The organism is Pseudomonas sp. 10S4, assembly GCF_034344865.1.
Taxonomy (GTDB): domain Bacteria; phylum Pseudomonadota; class Gammaproteobacteria; order Pseudomonadales; family Pseudomonadaceae; genus Aquipseudomonas.
The window spans coordinates 1,074,708-1,091,968 of sequence record NZ_CP133774.1 but is presented as its reverse complement, the minus strand read 5'-3'; the positions used below and the strand labels follow the sequence as shown (position 1 = coordinate 1,091,968).

Here is a 17,261-nt window from a genome sequence, read left to right as displayed (position 1 = left end):
CAAAGCATGAGGTATACAATGCGCGCCATCGTGATTCTGCTCAGATAAGGTGCGTCATGCAGCCCTTCGTAATTGCTCCGTCGATTCTCTCCGCCGACTTCGCCCGCCTGGGTGAAGAAGTGGACAACGTCCTGGCCGCTGGCGCCGACTTCGTGCACTTCGATGTCATGGACAACCATTACGTGCCCAACCTGACCATCGGCCCGATGGTCTGCGCGGCATTGCGCAAGTACGGCGTGACCGCGCCGATCGACGCACATTTGATGGTCAGCCCGGTGGATCGCATCGTTGGCGACTCATCGAGGCCGGCGCGACCTACATCACCTTCCACCCGGAAGCCACGCAACACGTTGACCGTTCGCTGCAACTGATCCGCGAGGGCGGCTGCAAGGCCGGCCTGGTGTTCAACCCGGCAACCCCGCTAAGCGTGCTTGAGTACGTGATGGACAAGGTCGACATGATCTTGCTGATGAGCGTCAACCCAGGCTTCGGCGGGCAGAAGTTTATTCCCGGCACCCTCGACAAACTTCGTCAGGCCCGTGCGCTGATCGATGCGTCCGGCCGTGACATTCGCCTGGAAATCGACGGTGGGGTGAACGTGAACAATATTCGCGAAATCGCCGCCGCTGGCGCCGACACCTTCGTGGCCGGCTCGGCGATCTTCAATGCGCCGAACTACCAGGAAGTGATCGAGAAGATGCGCGCCGAACTGGCGCTGGCTCGCCCATGAGTGGCTTTGAGCAGCTGTTCCCGGGGCGTCTGCCGCGGCTGGTGATGTTCGATCTGGATGGCACGCTGATCGATTCGGTCCCCGACCTCGCGGTTGCCGTGGATAACATGCTGCTCAAAATGGGTCGCCAACCCGCCGGCCTCGAGTCGGTGCGCGAGTGGGTCGGCAACGGCGCGCCGGTGCTGGTGCGCCGCGCGCTGGCCGGTGGCATCGACCATTCGACGGTCGATGACGGTGAGGCTGAGGGCGCGCTGGCGATTTTCATGGAGGCTTATAGCGAGAGCCATGAACTGACCGTGGTTTATCCCGGCGTGCGCGACACCCTGAAGTGGCTGCACAAGCAGGGCGTCGAGATGGCGCTGATTACCAACAAGCCGGAGCGCTTTGTCGCGCCGCTGCTGGATCAGATGAAGATTGGCCGCTACTTCAAGTGGATCATCGGCGGCGATACCCTGCCGCAGAAGAAGCCCGATCCGGCTGCGCTGTTTTTCGTGATGAAAATGGCCAACATCCCGGCGTCGCAGTCGTTGTTTGTCGGCGATTCGCGTAGCGATGTGCTGGCGGCGAAAGCGGCCGGGGTCAAGTGCGTGGCGCTGAGTTATGGCTACAACCATGGCCGGCCGATTGCCGAAGAGTCGCCGGCGCTGGTGATCGACGATCTGCGCAAGCTAATTCCCGGTTGCCTGGATCTGGCGGCTGAGATAACGTTGCCCGACGCTGTTCAACCCCCTTCTGGAAACGCCATCGTGGTGGTCACTCGCAAACTCTGGATGAAAGTCATCAAGGCCCTGGCCCGCTGGCGTTGGCGCGCCTGACTTGTTCCTGGCCGGCATACCGGCGCGTTTGCATACCTGACTGTTAGACCCTCAAGCCACGAGGCTACCCCATGATCCGCGAAGAATTCCTGCGTTTGGCCGCTGCCGGCTACAACCGTATCCCGATGGCCTGCGAAACCCTGGCCGACTTCGACACGCCGCTGTCGATCTACCTGAAACTGGCCGACGAGCCGAACTCCTACCTGCTGGAATCGGTGCAGGGCGGCGAGAAGTGGGGCCGTTACTCGATCATCGGCCTGCCGTGCCGCACCGTGTTGCGGGTTCACGATCACCACATCAGCGTGACCCACGACGGCGTCGAGATCGAAAGCCACGAAGCCGAAGATCCATTGGCCTTCGTCGAAGAATTCAAAGCTCGCTACAACGTGCCGACCATCCCTGGCTTGCCGCGCTTTAATGGCGGTTTGGTGGGTTACTTCGGTTATGACTGCGTGCGCTATGTGGAGAAGCGTCTGGGCAAATGCCCGAACCCGGATCCGCTGGGCGTGCCGGACATTCTGCTGATGGTTTCCGACGCGGTGGTGGTGTTCGACAACCTCGCCGGCAAGATGCACGCAATCGTTCTGGCCGATCCGTCGCAAGAGGATGCCTTCGAACAAGGTCATGTGCGTCTGGAAGCGTTGCTGGAAAAACTCCGCCAGCCGATCACCCCGCGCCGTGGCCTGGATTTCAGCAAGCAGCAATCGGCTGACCCAGTGTTCCGTTCGAGTTTCACCCAGGACGATTACGAAAAAGCCGTCGATACCATCAAGGAATACATCCTGGCCGGTGACTGCATGCAGGTCGTGCCGTCCCAGCGCATGTCCATCGACTTCAAGGCTGCGCCGATCGATTTGTATCGGGCGCTGCGTTGCTTCAACCCGACGCCTTATATGTACTTCTTCAACTTCGGCGACTTCCATGTCGTCGGCAGTTCGCCGGAAGTGCTGGTGCGGGTCGAAGACAACCTGATCACCGTGCGCCCGATTGCCGGCACCCGCCCACGCGGGGCCAACGAAGAGGCGGATCTGGCGCTGGAAAAAGACCTGCTGTCGGATGACAAGGAAATCGCCGAGCACTTGATGCTGATCGACCTTGGCCGCAACGACACCGGTCGGGTCTCGGAAATCGGATCGGTGAAACTCACCGAGAAGATGGTCATCGAGCGTTATTCCAACGTGATGCACATCGTGTCCAACGTCACCGGGCAATTGAAGGCCGGGCTGACGGCGATGGATGCTCTGCGGGCGATTCTGCCGGCGGGCACTTTGTCTGGGGCTCCTAAGATCCGTGCGATGGAAATCATCGACGAACTGGAACCGGTCAAGCGTGGCGTCTACGGCGGTGCGGTCGGTTACTTCGCCTGGAACGGCAACATGGACACCGCGATTGCGATCCGTACCGCGGTGATCAAGGACGGCGAGCTGCACGTGCAGGCCGGTGGCGGCATCGTTGCCGACTCGGTGCCGGCGCTGGAATGGGAAGAAACCCTGAACAAGCGCCGCGCGATGTTCCGCGCCGTGGCGTTGGCCGAGCAAACTCCGGAAAGCTGATTCCACCGGTAATCCTGTGTGAACGAGCTGTTGTGGCGAGGGGCTTGCCCCGTTGGGGCGCGGAGCGGCCCCAAGCTCTTTCAGGCCTACCGAGTCGCCTGGATTTGCGACTGCTGCGCAGCCGAATGGGGGCAAGCCCCTCGCCACAATAAGTGTTCAGCAAAAAAACGCGGCGCCTGTGAGGGCTCCGCGTTTTTTATGCCTGAGGTTTAGAAGTCCAGGCTGACCCCTAAGTTGACGCCCTGCTGGGTAAAGTCATCATCCCTGCGGATGTTGTAGCTGGCACGCAGTGCCAGTTCCTTGGTGAGGTTGTGGCTCACGCCCAGGTTCAGGCGGTTCAGGTTGGTCTGCGGGGTGTAGCCGGCCAAGGTGTATTGGTTGTTCGGCAGGCTGTTGAGATTCATGGTCACGTCCTGAGCATCGTCGTTGTACTCGCGCTCGTGGGCCAGTTCGCCAAACACCTGGGTTTGCGGAGTGATCTGATACTTGCCCTGGATACCCAGACCAAGACGCCGGGAGTTGCGCGACTGGTCATCGAACGTCAGCGCGGTGGAGTCGGCGCCATTTTCCGAGTAACCGTTGACCTCTACCTTGGAGAAGTCGGCGCTCACGAACGGCGACAAATGCCACGGGCTGGTGGCTTCTGGCGCGATGTCGTAACCCAGGCGACCGCTGATACCAAGTACATAACCGTCGGTATCGCCTTTCTCCCCGCGTTCGTTGACCCCCAACTGGAATTTGCGTTTGAGGCTGTCGTAGTCCAGATGCCCGGCAGTCATGGCTACGTCACCCCACCAGCGATTCTGCTGATACTGGGCAAACGCCGTACCCATATAAGTGTTCAGCTTGTAGTCCGAGTCGTTACTGCCTGCTTCGAGTTTCTGGTTGTAGAAACCGGCCGCGAGGCCAACTCGCCACGCTTCGTTGAGCCGGTAGCTGCCACCGACGTTCAGGTTGTAACCATTGCCGTCAGCACTGGCGCCGCCGCTGCGCTGGCTGTCGAAGTCTTGATGTTGTCCGCCGGCAGAGACAATCGCCCGCCATTGACCAACGCCTTGCCAGTTCTCCCAGTCGGCCAGCCATTGGTTGCGCAATTCATCCTGATGCGCGCGCAGGGTGCCTTGGGCCATTTCCGGCAGCAGACTTGCTTCCCAAGGTGCGGACAGCAGGGAGTAAGCGTAATCGGCAATCAGACGCTGTCCGGCTTCGGTTGGGTGAACCGAGTCGTTGTAGATCAGCTTGGTCGGGTCTGGGGTCGCACTGTTGATGCCGTATCGGGCATTCGCAGTGCAACCGTCGCCGCTGAAGCAAGTGGCGCTCAGGTTCTGGTCGGTGGCCAGGCCGAATTGCGCCGGATTGGCAAACGTCTCTTTAAGCAGCACCGGAATGTTCAGCGGGATGATGTTGGCATTGACGGTCTGCAGTTGGCTCACCAGTTCAGTGTTGAACTGGGCGCTGAGCTGGGACGTGAACGCTTGCAGTGGCGAACCGTTGAAAGCCGGGGTAAAGCCGATATCCGGCAGCAACCAGACCATGATGTAGCGGGCGCCGGCCTGTTGCAGGGTTTGCACGCTGCTGACCAGGCGATCGGCGGCGGCGCTGGCCTGGGGCAGGCTGGTCACGCGCCCCTGAAGGAAGTCATTACCACCGCCCGAGAGGTAATACAGCGCATTCGGGTCGGCGCGGAAGTTGTTCGACGGCAGATAGCCCGCGCGGGTACGTTCGCCGGTGGCGGAGGTACTCGTGATCGAATCGAGAATCTGGTCGGTTCGGTAGCCGCCCACAGCCCAGTTGTTGCCATCGGGCAGGCCTTCACCGGCGCGTACTGCCGAGGAAGAGGACGCTGTCTGGTCCGGTGTGAACCCAAGCTTGCCGCCCAGGATCTGCGTGGCGTTGAACGAGCGGACTTCGCCGCTACCGTCGGTGTAGATCGGGCCAGTGCGGTTAGTGAAGCGCTCGGTGGCCCCGGCAGGCCCGCCAGTGTCGGCAAAGGTCCCGGCATCGTTGAGGCTGTCGCCAAAGACGATGAAATTCGAGTAAGGGGTCGGTGCCGCGTTAGCCTGGGCGCAGGCCAGGGCGAGCAGGCAACTGGTGAGCGGTACAAACAACGTCTGTTTGATCATGAGCAAGTCCGTTTTATTTATTGTTGTAGAGAACGAAACGACAGTACCAAAAACTCCCGGCCTTTTGCCATCCGTCGCGACCCCTTCGATTGTTTTACAAGCCTTGGCGTGCGCCATATTGCACGCTCTGCCCAGCTAAGTTACTGTGCCAAGACGTATGAATGAGACCTTTCCCGTGTTGATCATCAGCAAACTCCTGGATCAAGTCATCAAGGCACACGCCCGCTGGCGTTGGCGCGCCTGAATTCTTTTGCCGGCCCTGCCGGACCTGTACCGCTTCGCCTTCTTTACCTGTATGAAATGCCGCTTTGCTGGCGCCACTCCAGCACCTGACAAAGCGCAGCACACTGCGGGTAATCATTCGAAGGCTGTCTTAAAAGTCAGTGAATTCAAGAGGTTCCCCACGTCATGTTGCTGATGATCGATAACTACGACTCTTTTACCTACAACGTTGTGCAGTACCTTGGTGAGCTCGGCTCCCAGGTCAAAGTCGTGCGCAACGATGAACTCACCATTGCCGAAATCGAAGCCCTCAACCCAGAGCGCATCGTCGTGTCCCCCGGTCCTTGCACCCCGACCGAGGCCGGCATTTCCATCGAAGCGATCAAACACTTCGCCGGCAAGCTGCCAATCCTCGGCGTTTGCCTCGGCCACCAATCCATCGGTCAAGCCTTTGGCGGTGATGTGGTGCGCGCCCGTCAAGTGATGCACGGTAAGACTAGCCCGGTATTCCACGAGGACAAGGGCGTATTCGAAGGTCTGAATCATCCCCTGACGGTGACGCGCTACCACTCGTTGATTGTTAAACGCGAAACTCTGCCCGATTGTCTCGAATTGACCGCCTGGACCCAGCTTGAAGACGGCTCGGTCGACGAGATCATGGGCCTGCGCCACAAGACGCTGAACATCGAGGGGGTGCAATTTCACCCTGAGTCGATCCTCACCGAGCAGGGTCACGAGCTGTTCGCCAACTTTCTCAAACAAACCGGCGGCACGCGCTAAGGACTTTTCATGAATATCAAGACAGCCCTGAGCCGTATCGTCGATCACCTCGACCTCAGCACCGATGAAATGCGCGATGTGATGCGCGAAATCATGACCGGGCAATGCACGGATGCGCAGATCGGCGCGTTCATGATGGCCATGCGCATGAAGAGCGAAAGCATCGACGAGATCGTCGGCGCGGTGTCCGTCATGCGTGAGCTGGCAGACAAGGTCGAACTCAAGACCCTCGACGGCGTCGTCGATGTGGTGGGCACCGGCGGTGACGGTGCGAATATCTTCAACGTCTCGACCGCGTCTTCCTTCGTGGTCGCGGCGGCCGGTTGTACCGTTGCCAAGCACGGTAACCGTGCGGTCTCGGGCAAGAGCGGCAGCGCCGATCTGCTGGAGGCGGCCGGGATCTACCTGAACCTGACGCCGGTCCAGGTCGCGCGCTGCATCGATAACGTCGGCATCGGTTTCATGTTTGCCCAGACCCACCACAGTGCCATGAAGTATGCCGCCGGCCCGCGCAAGGATCTTGGCCTGCGTACTCTGTTCAACATGCTCGGCCCGCTTACGAATCCGGCCGGCGTGAAACATCAGGTGGTGGGGGTGTTCAACCAGGCGTTGTGCCGGCCATTGGCTGAAGTTTTGCAACGTCTGGGCAGCAAGCACGTGTTGGTCGTGCACTCCAAAGATGGCCTGGACGAATTCAGCCTCGCGGCGCCGACCTTTGTGGCGGAGCTGAAGAACGACCAGATCACCGAGTATTGGGTCGAGCCGGAAGATTTGGGCATGAAGAGCCAGAGCCTGCACGGTCTGTCGGTCGACAGCCCGGCGGCTTCGCTGGAACTGATTCGCGATGCCTTGGGCAAACGCAAGACCGAGAACGGCCAAAAAGCCGCCGAAATGATTGTGCTCAATGCTGGTGCCGCGCTGTATGCCGCAGACCATGCAACAAGTTTGAAAGAGGGCGTTGCCCTGGCGCACGACGCGCTGCACACCGGCCTTGCTCGGGAGAAACTCGAGGAGTTGGGTGCGTTTACCGCGGTATTTCGAGTGGAGAATGAGGGATGAGTGTACCGACGGTTCTGGAGAACATTCTGGCCCGCAAAGTCCAGGAAGTTGCCGAGCGTAGCGCCCGTGTCAGCCTGGCCGAGTTGGAAAACCTGGCCAAGGCCGCTGATGCACCCCGTGGTTTTGCCAAGGCACTGATCGCCCAGGCCAAGCTCAAGCAGCCGGCGGTGATTGCTGAAATCAAGAAAGCATCGCCGAGCAAAGGCGTGATTCGCGAGAACTTCGTTCCCGCCGACATCGCCAAGAGCTACGAGAAGGGCGGCGCCACATGCCTATCGGTGCTCACCGATATCGATTTCTTCCAGGGTGCCGATGCGTATCTGCAACAGGCTCGCGCCGCGTGCAAGCTGCCGGTGATCCGCAAGGACTTTATGATCGATCCGTACCAGATCGTTGAAGCCCGTGCCTTGGGCGCGGACTGCGTGCTGTTGATCGTCTCCGCTCTGGACGACGTGAAAATGGCCGAGCTGGCGGCCGTGGCCAAAAGCGTTGGCCTCGATGTGCTGGTCGAAGTTCACGATGGCGACGAGCTGGAGCGGGCCTTGAAAACCCTCGACACGCCGCTGGTGGGCGTGAACAACCGTAACCTGCATACCTTTGAAGTCAGCCTGGAAAACACCCTCGACTTGTTGCCGCGCATTCCGCGTGATCGCCTGGTGATTACCGAGAGCGGCATTTTCAACCGGGCCGATGTCGAGCTGATGGAAATCAGCGATGTGTACGCGTTCCTGGTTGGTGAAGCCTTCATGCGCGCCGAAAGCCCTGGCACCGAACTGCAGCGTTTGTTCTTCCCTGAACGTGGTTCTGCGGTGAGCGGTTCGACTCTCGACTGAAAAAAGCATCGCGAGCAAGCTCGCTCCCACAGGAAATCTGCCAGCACTGGAGATCCACTGTGGGAGCGGACTTGCTCGCGATGGCGGCATAAGACTCACCACAGACTTAACGTCCTACGGAATTCCTTATGACCCTGATTACCTCCCTGACGACCGAAGCCGGCCTGCTCGCCGAGCAGGATCTGCTGGCCCATGTCTGCACCGGTGATTCGGAATTCGGTCTGCTGTTCTGGCAACCCAGTGACCGTGCTCTCGTCATGCCGCGGCGTTTGAATCGCCTGCCAGGATTTGAAGCTGCCTGTGAAGTATCGGCCGCCGCCGGCTGGCCCGTCCTGCTGCGCGAAACCGGCGGTGAACCGGTCCCGCAGTCGGCCTCAACCATCAACATCGCACTGGTCTATGCCCCCCCGAAGTGAGGGCGACCAGAGCCGAATCGAAACCGCCTATCGCCGACTCTGCGATCCGATTTGCCAGTTGCTGGATGAGCTGGGCGGCGTATCGTCGTTGGGCGAAGTCGAAGGCGCATTCTGCGATGGCCGTTTCAACGTCAACCTCGACGGTCGCAAGATGGTTGGCACCGCCCAGCGTTGGCGCCAGAGCAAGGGTGGCCAGCGTCCGGTAGGGTTGGTGCACGGGGCGTTGCTGCTGGATAACGAACGGGACTCGATGGTCGCGGCGGTCAACCGCTTCAATGAGGCGTGCGGCCTCGAGCAGCGGGTTCGCGCCGAAAGCCACATCGCCTTGCATGAAAAGTTTGCCGCGCCGGATGCACTGGAACGCCTCGACACGCTCTACCGCCAAATGCTGGCCGGGATGTTCGAGGCTTAACGCGTGCCGAAGACCACCATGGTCTTGCCTTTGACATCCACCAGGTTGCGTTCCTCAAGATCCTTGAGCACGCGGCCAACCATCTCTCGGGAACACCCGACAATCCGCCCGATTTCCTGACGGGTTACTTTGATCTGCATTCCGTCCGGGTGGGTCATGGCATCCGGCTGCTTGCACAGTTCCAGCAAGCAGCGGGCGACGCGACCGGTCACATCAAAGAAGGCCAGGTCGCCGACTTTGCGCGTGGTATTGCGCAGGCGCTGTGCGATTTGTCCGCTGAGCACGTAAAGAATGTCTGGATCTTGTTGGGATAACTCGCGGAATTTCGCGTAGCTGATTTCCGCGACTTCGCATTCGATTTTGGCGCGTACCCAGGCACTGCGTTCCTGTTCCAGGCCGGCCTGTTCGAACAACCCCAGCTCGCCGAAGAAGTCCCCGGCGTTCAGGTAGGAGATGATCATCTCGCGGCCGTCGTCGTCCTCGATCAGGATCGTGACCGAGCCCTTGATGATGAAGAACAGTGTTTCAGAACGATCGCCGGCACAGATGATATTGCTCTTGGCCGCATAACGACGGCGCTGGCAATGCATCAACAGCTTGTCGAGGTTCTTGATCTTGGGTGTGGGGGTAATAGCAACCATGGTTGTATCCCGAAAAGACTGCACGGTGTCTTGGTTTTTTTGTAGGAGCGAGTAAAGCCTGCGATTTTTTCATTCGCTTTATAGCTGGCCATGCGCCAGCGAATTGGCGCCAGCTTAACAGACACATTCCCTCAAGATTTGAGAATTTACCTACGCAGTTGGTACACGCGTCCTAGGACCGCGAAACGCTGTCATTCCAGGCCCCTGTGCTAAGCTGGCGACCCTTTTTTAGACAGTGGAGTCTTGGCGATGAAGGCACGCATCCAATGGGCTGGCGAAGCCATGTTCCTCGGTGAGTCCGGCAGCGGTCATGTCGTGGTCATGGACGGTCCGCCGGAAGCCGGCGGCCGTAACCTGGGTGTACGCCCAATGGAAATGCTCCTGCTGGGCGTCGGCGGTTGCAGCAATTTCGATGTGGTCAGCATCCTCAAGAAGTCCCGCCAGGCCGTCGAGAGCTGCGAAGCGTTCCTTGAAGCCGAGCGCGCGACTGAGGATCCGAAGGTCTTCACCAAGATCCATATGCACTTTGTGGTCAAGGGCCGAGGCTTGAAAGAAGCCCAGGTTAAACGCGCCATCGAACTGTCTGCCGAGAAGTATTGCTCGGCTTCGATCATGCTCGGCGCGGCTGGCGTGGCCATTACCCACGATTACGAAATCATCGAACTCGGTTGATTCGACATTCAACTATCATAAAAGCGGTGCAGACTCTGGCGATCCATAGCTGACGTCTGCATAATGCGCCACTTTTTTCAGGGTCGTGGCCCGTCACCCGACAGGCCGCACACCCGAACAGACAACCAAAATCGCCATCGCGAAGAGGTGTTAACCGTCCTACGCAGGTGCGTTGTTCGCATTTGACGGGCATGCTTGATCACGCGGCCTGGGCCGCAATACATAGAGAGTTTTTAACGGTGAAAAGCAAACTCAAGCTCCACGGGTTCAATAACCTGACAAAGACCTTGAGCTTCAACATCTATGACATCTGCTACGCGGAAACCCCGCAAGACCAACAGGCTTACGTCGAGTACATCAATGAAGAGTACAACGCGAAGCGCCTGACGCAGATCCTCACAGAAGTTGTCGATATCATTGGTGCCAACATCCTGAACATCGCCAGTCAGGACTACGACCCACAGGGCGCCAGCGTCACGATTCTGATCTCTGAAGAGCCGGTAACCCCGACCGACAGCCAGATCGAAGAGTCCCCGGGCCCGTTGCCCGAGATTATCCTGGCCCACCTCGACAAGAGCCACATCACGGTGCACACCTACCCGGAAATCCATCCGGTGGACGGTATTGCAACCTTCCGTGTGGACATTGACGTGTCGACCTGTGGCGTCATTTCACCGCTTAAAGCGCTCAACTTCCTGATTCACCAGTTCGATTCGGACATCGTGACCGTGGATTATCGCGTGCGCGGGTTCACTCGTGACGTTGAAGGCAAAAAGCACTTCATCGACCACGAAATCAACTCGATCCAGAATTACCTCTCCGAAGACACCCGCGACAGTTACCAGATGACTGACGTGAACGTGTATCAGGAAAACCTGTTCCACACCAAAATGCTGTTGAAGAACTTCGAACTGGATAACTACCTGTTCGGCGACGCGACCAACAGTCTGTCCTCTGAGCAACGTGCCCAGGTGACTGATCGTGTGAAACACGAAATGCTGGAAATCTTCTACGCGCGCAACATGCCGAGCTAAGATTTTCGGGTACAAAAAAGGCGACTACTTAGCGGTAGTCGCCTTTTTTTATTGCGGTCTGCTCGATAAACCGTGCGAAGAGGTCCTATCAGGCAACCGAGCTATCAGATCCGATAAGTACTCTTGGTCATCACCTTGGCCAAAAGACTCATCCCGAACTTCACCGGCGCCGGGAATCGAAAACCACCAGCCTCCAGCGCGCTTTCGGCGTGATGTTCTTCATCAATCCGCATTTGCTCAAGAATCGCTCGAGACTTTTCGTCTTCGGCCGGCAGTTGCTCAAGATGCTCGTTCAAGTGTTTACAGACCTGATGCTCTGTAGCGGCAACAAATCCCAGACTGACCTTGTCGCTGATCAACCCGGCGACGGCGCCAATCCCGAACGACATGCCATAAAACAGTGGGTTCAGAATGCTGGTGTGACTACCCAACTGATGAATGCGTTGTTCGCACCAGACCAGGTGATCGATTTCTTCTTCGGCGGCATGTTCCATGGCGGCGCGCACTTTCGGCAGCTTGGCGGTCAGTGCCTGACCCTGATACAGCGCCTGGGCGCAGACTTCGCCGGTATGGTTGATGCGCATCAGACCGGCGACATGCCGGGTGTCTTCATCGCTCATTTGCGCTTCAGGCTGCACGATAGCCGGCGACGGACGGTACGGCTGGCCACTGAAAGGCAGCAGGGTACGCATCGCGGCATCGGCTTGCAGCAGAAGACGGTCAATTGGCGAGTAGTGACGTTGGGTAGTCATGCTGACCTCCGGGAAGAATCTCGGCGGCCAGTTTAACCGAATCGGCCGGGGAAGGTTTGCGCTGGGTCATTTGCAACCAATCCTGTAGGAGCAAGGCTTGCCCGCGAAGAACTATAACGCGGTCTGTCTGAATGAACCGCGTCGCCCTTTTCGCGGGCAAGCCTCGCTCCTACAGAGGCGAGTGGTGAATCAACCCGGCGGCCAGTGCATCTGGCGCTGACCCAGTACATGCATATGAATGTGATAGACGGTCTGCCCACCCTGTTCATTGCAGTTCATGACCACGCGGAACCCTTCTTCGCAGCCCAGTTCCAGCGCCAGGCGTTGGGCGGTGAACAGAATATGCCCGGCCAGCGCCTTGTCGTCCTCGGTCAAATCGTTGAGGGTGCGCACCGGTTTCTTCGGGATGACCAGAAAATGCACCGGGGCCTGTGGGGCGATGTCGTGGAAGGCCAGTACCTGGTCGTCCTCGTAGATGATCTTCGCCGGGATTTGCCGGTTGATGATCTTGGTGAACAGAGTATCCACAGCTGTTTTCTCCGTTGTTTGGGCTGACCTGAGTGTACCCATGGGGTAGACCGGAGCCCAGCCATTTACCTTTAAGGGGATTCAGCGCGGGCAATAGGCCTTGTTGACCATGCCGGCGATGGTCCGGGTCAGCCATCGCGAGCCTAATCGCGGCAGGAAAGCAAACCAGCGATTAATTCGACCCGGAATAATGATGGCGCGATTCTTTTCCAGGGCTCGCACGGTGTACAGCGCGACTTCCTCGGGGCTCATGAGCAGTTTGCTTTGCGCCAGTTTTCCGGTGTCCAGTTGCGCGGTGTGGAAGAACGCGGTGCGGGTCGGGCCAGGGCAGAGCACTGAAACCTTGACTGCGCATTTCTTCAGCTCAACGCGTAAGCCTTCGGAAAAATGCAGGACATAAGCCTTGCTCGCGTAATAAGTGCTCATCCAGGGGCCGGGATGGAACGCCGCCACCGAGGCCACATTCAAAATCTGCCCGCCGCCCTGCAAGGCCATGCTGTTTCCGATGGCGTGGCACAAGCGAGTGAGCGCCAGGATGTTTACCTCGATCAAGTCTTGCTCGGTCATCCAGTCCTGGGCCAGGAAGGGGCCGCACGTGCCGATGCCGGCGCAGTTGACCAACAAGTCTATCTGGCGGTCGCCTTCTTCCAGTTCCAGTAGAAACCCGGACAGCCTTAACGGCTCACCCAGATCACAGGCACGGAATAACACCTCAACGCCAAAACGTTGGGTCAGTTCAATCGCAATGCTTTCCAGCTGATCACGCTGTCGGGCCACCAGAATCAGGCTGCGGCCACGGCGGGCCAGCGCTTCGGCCATCGCCAGGCCGATGCCGCTGGATGCGCCGGTGATCAGAGCGTAACGGGTCATGCAGTTCTCCATCGCAACAGCTCCGCGCCGGCGACGCAGGTGTCACGGGCGGGGAGCGCTGTTCATTCTTTCGCAGAGTCTACAGGGGCCGGGGCTTCTTCGGCTTCATCGTCTGCGGATTTGGGTGCTTGCTCGGCCTCGGTGGCCGGTTCCGCGTCAACTTCGTCGGTGGTCACCGAGCCACTGTCATAGCTGGTTTCGGCAGCGCTTTCGTACTCTTGCTGGATGGCAGTAATGCCCCCGGCCAGTGCGCCGATGAAGACGATCGCGATAACCGCTACCCAGAGCGACGCCAGCACCTTGACCGCCGAGCTGTTTGGCGGAGGTGGCGCGCCGTATTGGTTGGCTATTTTGGTTCCCGGCACAGCCATGATCACGAACGGGAAGAAGCTGCCCAGGAACGGAACAAGGTTCAACAGCCAGAGCCAGCCGGACCAGCCGATGTCGTGCAGGCGCTGGACACTGAACTGGATGCTGACGACCCCGATGACAATGCACAGGATGACCGCTGCCAGACCACCAATAATCAAGCCTTCGGTCGAATCGGCACTGATGATCGCGATGGCCAGTATGGCCGCAACCGAACCTACGGCCAGCATGACCAGCGTCAGGGCCATCGTCCAGGCGAGATAGCGCAAGCGGCCGATGCGGCCTTCGACGCTGAACGGCTTGAGCGTGGCAAACGCCGGCAGACTTTCGCCGACAGCGGCTCGGGGCGGTGCGTAAGGGGAGGCTGGATCGGCGAATACAGATTGGCTGCTGGCAGGAGCATGTTCGTGAGCATCGGCCAGATTCAGTTCTATGGACGATTCGCTTTCGATCCGGGCATCGATGCCGGTTTTAGTCAGCGCCTGAAGGTAGGTTTGCGCGTCAATTTGCGACAAGCCTTGTTTAAGCGTGACCGTTTTGCCGGTGAACAGCCGTTCGACGGCAGCCACTTCACTTTTATATAGCTCGGCGAGATTGAGCTTGGCGGTGGTGACATCAACACCAGGCAGCAGAGCGCCGTCGAAAACGATCTTGAAACGGTTGTCGCTCATTGCGAGGCATCCTTGTCGCGAGGATTTGAGTTAGTAAATATTGCAGGTATCGAGTGTAAAGCCAGCCGGGTGGGGCTGGCTAAATTTTCAGCTCAGCGCGGCCAGCGTTTCGGCAGCTGTGCCGCCAGTTCCAGCGCCTTGCGGTATTCCGCATCCAGCCGTGCGACCAATTCATCGACACTCGGCAAGTCATCGATTTCCCCAACGCCCTGACCGGCAGACCACACGGTTTTCCAGGCTTTGGCTTCATCACTTATAGGCTTGAGCTTGGAGCCGAAGTTTACTTCGCCCTTGCCTTGCAGGGCTGCCGTGTCGAAACCGGCAGCTTCAAGGCTCTGGCGCATGAAGCTTGCCGGAACCCCCGACACCGCTGGAGTATGGACGATGTCCGCCGCTCTGGATGTCAGCAACATCTGCTTGTAGGCGTCAGGTGCATGACTTTCAGTGGTGCCGATAAATCGCGTACCGAAGTAGGCTAAATCCGCACCGAGCAATTGCGCGGCGAGAATCTCGTGACCGTGGTTCAGGCAACCCGCCAACAGCAGGGTCTTGTCGAAGAACTGACGGATCTCGGCGATTAACGAAAACGGGCTCCAGGTCCCGGCGTGGCCACCCGCGCCGGCGGCCACGGCGATCAAACCATCGACGCCGGCCTCAGCGGCTTTTTCTGCGTGGCGACGAGTCGTCACGTCGTGAAATACCAGGCCGCCATAGCTGTGGACCGCGTCCACCAGCTCTTTCACGGCGCCGAGGCTGGTGATCACGATCGGCACTTTGTGCTCGATGCAGATCTCCAGATCCGCTTGCAGCCGTGGATTGCTGTTGTGGACGATCAGGTTCACCGCGTAAGGCGCCGGGTTCTCCAGTGTCGCCAAGCCTGCTTCGATCTCTTCCAGCCAGGCCTTGAAGCCGCTGCTCTCGCGTTGGTTCAGAGCCGGGAAGCTGCCCACTACGCCGTTTCGGCAGCAGGCCAGCACCAACTGGGGATTGGAAATCAGAAACATCGGCGCTGCCACCACGGGCAGACGCAAACGTTGTTCGAGCAGAGCGGGCAGCGACATTGGAAGTACCCCGGTAAATGGTGACTTATTGGATTTAGAACGGCCGAACGACGACCAGAATTACGATAGCCAGCAATATCAGAACCGGCACTTCATTGAACCAGCGATAAAAGACATGGCTGCGGGTGTTTTCGCCACGGGCAAAACGTTTTACCTGTGCGCCACACATGTGGTGGTAGCCGATCAGGATCACCACCAGCGTCAACTTGGCGTGAATCCACGCGCCTTGGCTGAATATGCTTGGGTTTAGGGCGATCAGCGCGATGCCGAAGACCAGGGTGGCGATCATCGCCGGGCCCATGATGCCGCGGTACAGCTTGCGCTCCATGACGCTGAAGCGTTCCTTGCTGACGGTGTCTTCGCTTTGCGCGTGATAGACGAACAGTCGCGGCAGGTAGAACAGGCCGGCAAACCAGCAGACCATGCTGACGATGTGAAGCGCTTTGAGCCACAGATAAAGCATTTTTAGTTATTCCCAGGTTCACGGTAGCCCGAATAGTAGAGGCTTGTGCCGCCGCACGTCACCTTGACGGTTGTCGCAGGGCCGCGCGGCCCCTATTATCGACGGCTTTCCAGTGGGTTCGTTGAGGGCAGGTTTATGGTCAAGGTCGGTATCGTCGGCGGCACGGGTTACACCGGTGTCGAACTGCTGCGTTTGTTGGCACAGCATCCGCAGGCTGAAGTGGTTGTCATCACTTCCCGATCCGAGGCCGGTCTGGCCGTGGCTGATATGTATCCGAACCTGCGAGGCCACTACGACGGCCTGGTGTTCAGCGTTCCGGACATCAAGACCCTGGGCGCCTGCGACGTGGTGTTCTTTGCTACGCCCCACGGGGTTGCCCATGCTTTGGCCGGTGAACTGCTGGCGGCCGGGACCAAGGTCATCGACCTGTCGGCGGACTTCCGTCTGCAAGACGCTGATGAGTGGGCCAAATGGTATGGCCAGCCGCACGGTGCGCCAGAGTTGCTGGAAGAAGCGGTTTACGGTCTGCCGGAAGTCAATCGCGAGCAGATCAAGCAAGCGCGCCTGATCGCTGTGCCGGGTTGCTACCCAACCGCCACGCAACTGGGTTTCCTGCCGTTGCTCGAAGCAGGTCTGGCGGATACTTCCCGTCTGATCGCTGACTGCAAATCCGGTGTCAGCGGTGCCGGTCGTGGCGCGGCGGTAGGTTCGCTGTACTCCGAGACGTCGGAAAGCATGAAGGCTTATGCCGTCAAAGGTCACCGTCACCTGCCGGAAATTCGCCAGGGCCTACGTCGCGCATCGGGCAAGGACGTTGGTCTGACCTTCGTTCCGCACCTTATCCCGATGATTCGCGGCATTCACTCGACGCTGTACGCGAACGTCGTGGATCGTTCGGTGGATCTGCAGGCGCTGTTTGAAAAGCGTTACGCCAACGAACCGTTCGTCGATGTGATGCCGGCTGGCAGCCACCCGGAAACCCGTAGCGTGCGCGGTGCCAACGTTTGCCGTATCGCCGTGCATCGTCCACAGGACGGTGACCTGGTGGTGGTGTTGTCGGTGATCGATAACCTGGTCAAGGGGGCGTCGGGCCAGGCTGTGCAGAACCTGAACATTCTGTTCGGGCTGGATGAACGCTTGGGACTGTCCCACGCGGGCATGCTGCCGTAGGGCCTTATCCCGCCCAGCAAAAAGGCCCGTTAAGTGGGCCTTTTTGCATTTCGGACTGGCGATCGGGTTTATTGATATACCGTAACA

At 59.0% G+C, this 17,261-nt stretch carries 17 protein-coding genes and 2 pseudogenes; 10 read left to right on the top strand and 9 right to left on the bottom strand.

Annotated features, from left to right (window positions below):
* Positions 1 to 56 precede the first annotated feature (56 nt).
* The 3 genes and pseudogenes from rpe to trpE all read left to right on the top strand — a co-directional run bounded on the left by rpe (position 57) and on the right by trpE (position 3,098).
* Positions 57 to 730: pseudogene (rpe, locus tag RHM58_RS05200) on the top strand (ribulose-phosphate 3-epimerase).
* Positions 727 to 1,545, top strand: coding sequence for a phosphoglycolate phosphatase (locus tag RHM58_RS05195; protein WP_201198245.1), 819 nt, complete (start codon positions 727 to 729; stop codon positions 1,543 to 1,545). Before rpe ends, RHM58_RS05195 begins: the two are co-directional and overlap by 4 nt.
* A 71-nt stretch (positions 1,546 to 1,616) precedes the next feature.
* Positions 1,617 to 3,098 (top strand): anthranilate synthase component I, encoded by a 1,482-nt coding sequence (gene trpE / locus RHM58_RS05190; RefSeq protein WP_201256350.1) that lies wholly within the window; start codon positions 1,617 to 1,619, stop codon positions 3,096 to 3,098.
* Positions 3,099 to 3,307: 209 nt separating this feature from the next.
* Here trpE and estP read toward each other — a convergent pair whose 3' ends face one another.
* Together estP and RHM58_RS05180 are read right to left on the bottom strand one after the other, a co-directional pair.
* Complete coding sequence (gene estP, locus RHM58_RS05185; RefSeq protein ID WP_322269797.1) at positions 3,308 to 5,221, bottom strand: esterase EstP; 1,914 nt, start codon at positions 5,219 to 5,221, stop codon at positions 3,308 to 3,310.
* A gap of 94 nt (positions 5,222 to 5,315) precedes the next feature.
* Positions 5,316 to 5,582 (bottom strand): hypothetical protein, encoded by a 267-nt coding sequence (locus tag RHM58_RS05180; RefSeq protein ID WP_201256348.1) that lies wholly within the window; start codon positions 5,580 to 5,582, stop codon positions 5,316 to 5,318.
* Positions 5,583 to 5,629: 47 nt separating this feature from the next.
* On the opposite strand from RHM58_RS05180, the gene RHM58_RS05175 reads away from it, so the two are divergent.
* The 4 genes and pseudogenes from RHM58_RS05175 to RHM58_RS05160 all read left to right on the top strand — a co-directional run bounded on the left by RHM58_RS05175 (position 5,630) and on the right by RHM58_RS05160 (position 8,943).
* Positions 5,630 to 6,223 carry an aminodeoxychorismate/anthranilate synthase component II gene (locus tag RHM58_RS05175; RefSeq protein WP_157713839.1) on the top strand — a complete coding sequence of 198 codons (594 nt, stop codon included), beginning with the start codon at positions 5,630 to 5,632 and terminating at the stop codon, positions 6,221 to 6,223.
* Positions 6,224 to 6,232: 9 nt separating this feature from the next.
* On the top strand, positions 6,233 to 7,282 hold the full coding sequence (gene trpD / locus RHM58_RS05170; protein ID WP_201198242.1) for an anthranilate phosphoribosyltransferase: 1,050 nt from the start codon (positions 6,233 to 6,235) through the stop codon (positions 7,280 to 7,282).
* Positions 7,279 to 8,115, top strand: a complete 837-nt coding sequence (gene trpC, locus RHM58_RS05165) for an indole-3-glycerol phosphate synthase TrpC (RefSeq protein WP_201198241.1) — start codon at positions 7,279 to 7,281, stop codon at positions 8,113 to 8,115. The genes trpD and trpC overlap by 4 nt, the downstream gene beginning before the upstream one ends.
* Before the next feature lie 128 nt (positions 8,116 to 8,243).
* A pseudogene (locus RHM58_RS05160) lies at positions 8,244 to 8,943 on the top strand (biotin/lipoate A/B protein ligase family protein).
* On the opposite strand, the gene crp reads toward RHM58_RS05160, so the two are convergent.
* Complete coding sequence (gene crp / locus RHM58_RS05155; RefSeq protein WP_201198239.1) at positions 8,940 to 9,584, bottom strand: cAMP-activated global transcriptional regulator CRP; 645 nt, start codon at positions 9,582 to 9,584, stop codon at positions 8,940 to 8,942. The pseudogene RHM58_RS05160 and the gene crp overlap by 4 nt on opposite strands.
* 249 nt (positions 9,585 to 9,833) lie before the next feature.
* Between crp and RHM58_RS05150 the strand changes: the two genes are divergently transcribed.
* Entirely contained in the window at positions 9,834 to 10,256 is a 423-nt protein-coding gene (locus RHM58_RS05150; protein ID WP_003176451.1) for an OsmC family protein, read from the top strand.
* Positions 10,257 to 10,495: 239 nt separating this feature from the next.
* Positions 10,496 to 11,290, top strand: a complete 795-nt coding sequence (gene speD, locus RHM58_RS05145) for an adenosylmethionine decarboxylase (RefSeq protein WP_201189656.1) — start codon at positions 10,496 to 10,498, stop codon at positions 11,288 to 11,290.
* A gap of 104 nt (positions 11,291 to 11,394) precedes the next feature.
* Here speD and coq7 read toward each other — a convergent pair whose 3' ends face one another.
* The 6 genes from coq7 to hemJ form a co-directional block, all read right to left on the bottom strand.
* On the bottom strand, positions 11,395 to 12,042 hold the full coding sequence (gene coq7 / locus RHM58_RS05140; protein WP_201198238.1) for a 2-polyprenyl-3-methyl-6-methoxy-1,4-benzoquinone monooxygenase: 648 nt from the start codon (positions 12,040 to 12,042) through the stop codon (positions 11,395 to 11,397).
* Positions 12,043 to 12,231: 189 nt separating this feature from the next.
* Positions 12,232 to 12,570, bottom strand: a complete 339-nt coding sequence (locus RHM58_RS05135; RefSeq protein ID WP_322269794.1) for a histidine triad nucleotide-binding protein — start codon at positions 12,568 to 12,570, stop codon at positions 12,232 to 12,234.
* Positions 12,571 to 12,651: 81 nt separating this feature from the next.
* Complete coding sequence (locus tag RHM58_RS05130) at positions 12,652 to 13,440, bottom strand: SDR family NAD(P)-dependent oxidoreductase (RefSeq protein WP_201198236.1); 789 nt, start codon at positions 13,438 to 13,440, stop codon at positions 12,652 to 12,654.
* Positions 13,441 to 13,502: 62 nt separating this feature from the next.
* A complete protein-coding gene (locus tag RHM58_RS05125; RefSeq protein WP_322269792.1) occupies positions 13,503 to 14,480 on the bottom strand; it encodes a DUF805 domain-containing protein in 978 nt (325 codons plus the stop codon).
* A gap of 92 nt (positions 14,481 to 14,572) precedes the next feature.
* Complete coding sequence (locus RHM58_RS05120; protein WP_201198234.1) at positions 14,573 to 15,541, bottom strand: NAD(P)H-dependent flavin oxidoreductase; 969 nt, start codon at positions 15,539 to 15,541, stop codon at positions 14,573 to 14,575.
* Positions 15,542 to 15,575: 34 nt separating this feature from the next.
* Positions 15,576 to 16,004 (bottom strand): protoporphyrinogen oxidase HemJ, encoded by a 429-nt coding sequence (gene hemJ / locus RHM58_RS05115; RefSeq protein ID WP_201189646.1) that lies wholly within the window; start codon positions 16,002 to 16,004, stop codon positions 15,576 to 15,578.
* 135 nt (positions 16,005 to 16,139) lie between these two features.
* On the opposite strand from hemJ, the gene argC reads away from it, so the two are divergent.
* Positions 16,140 to 17,174, top strand: a complete 1,035-nt coding sequence (argC, locus tag RHM58_RS05110) for an N-acetyl-gamma-glutamyl-phosphate reductase (protein ID WP_322269790.1) — start codon at positions 16,140 to 16,142, stop codon at positions 17,172 to 17,174.
* Positions 17,175 to 17,261: the final 87 nt, after the last annotated feature.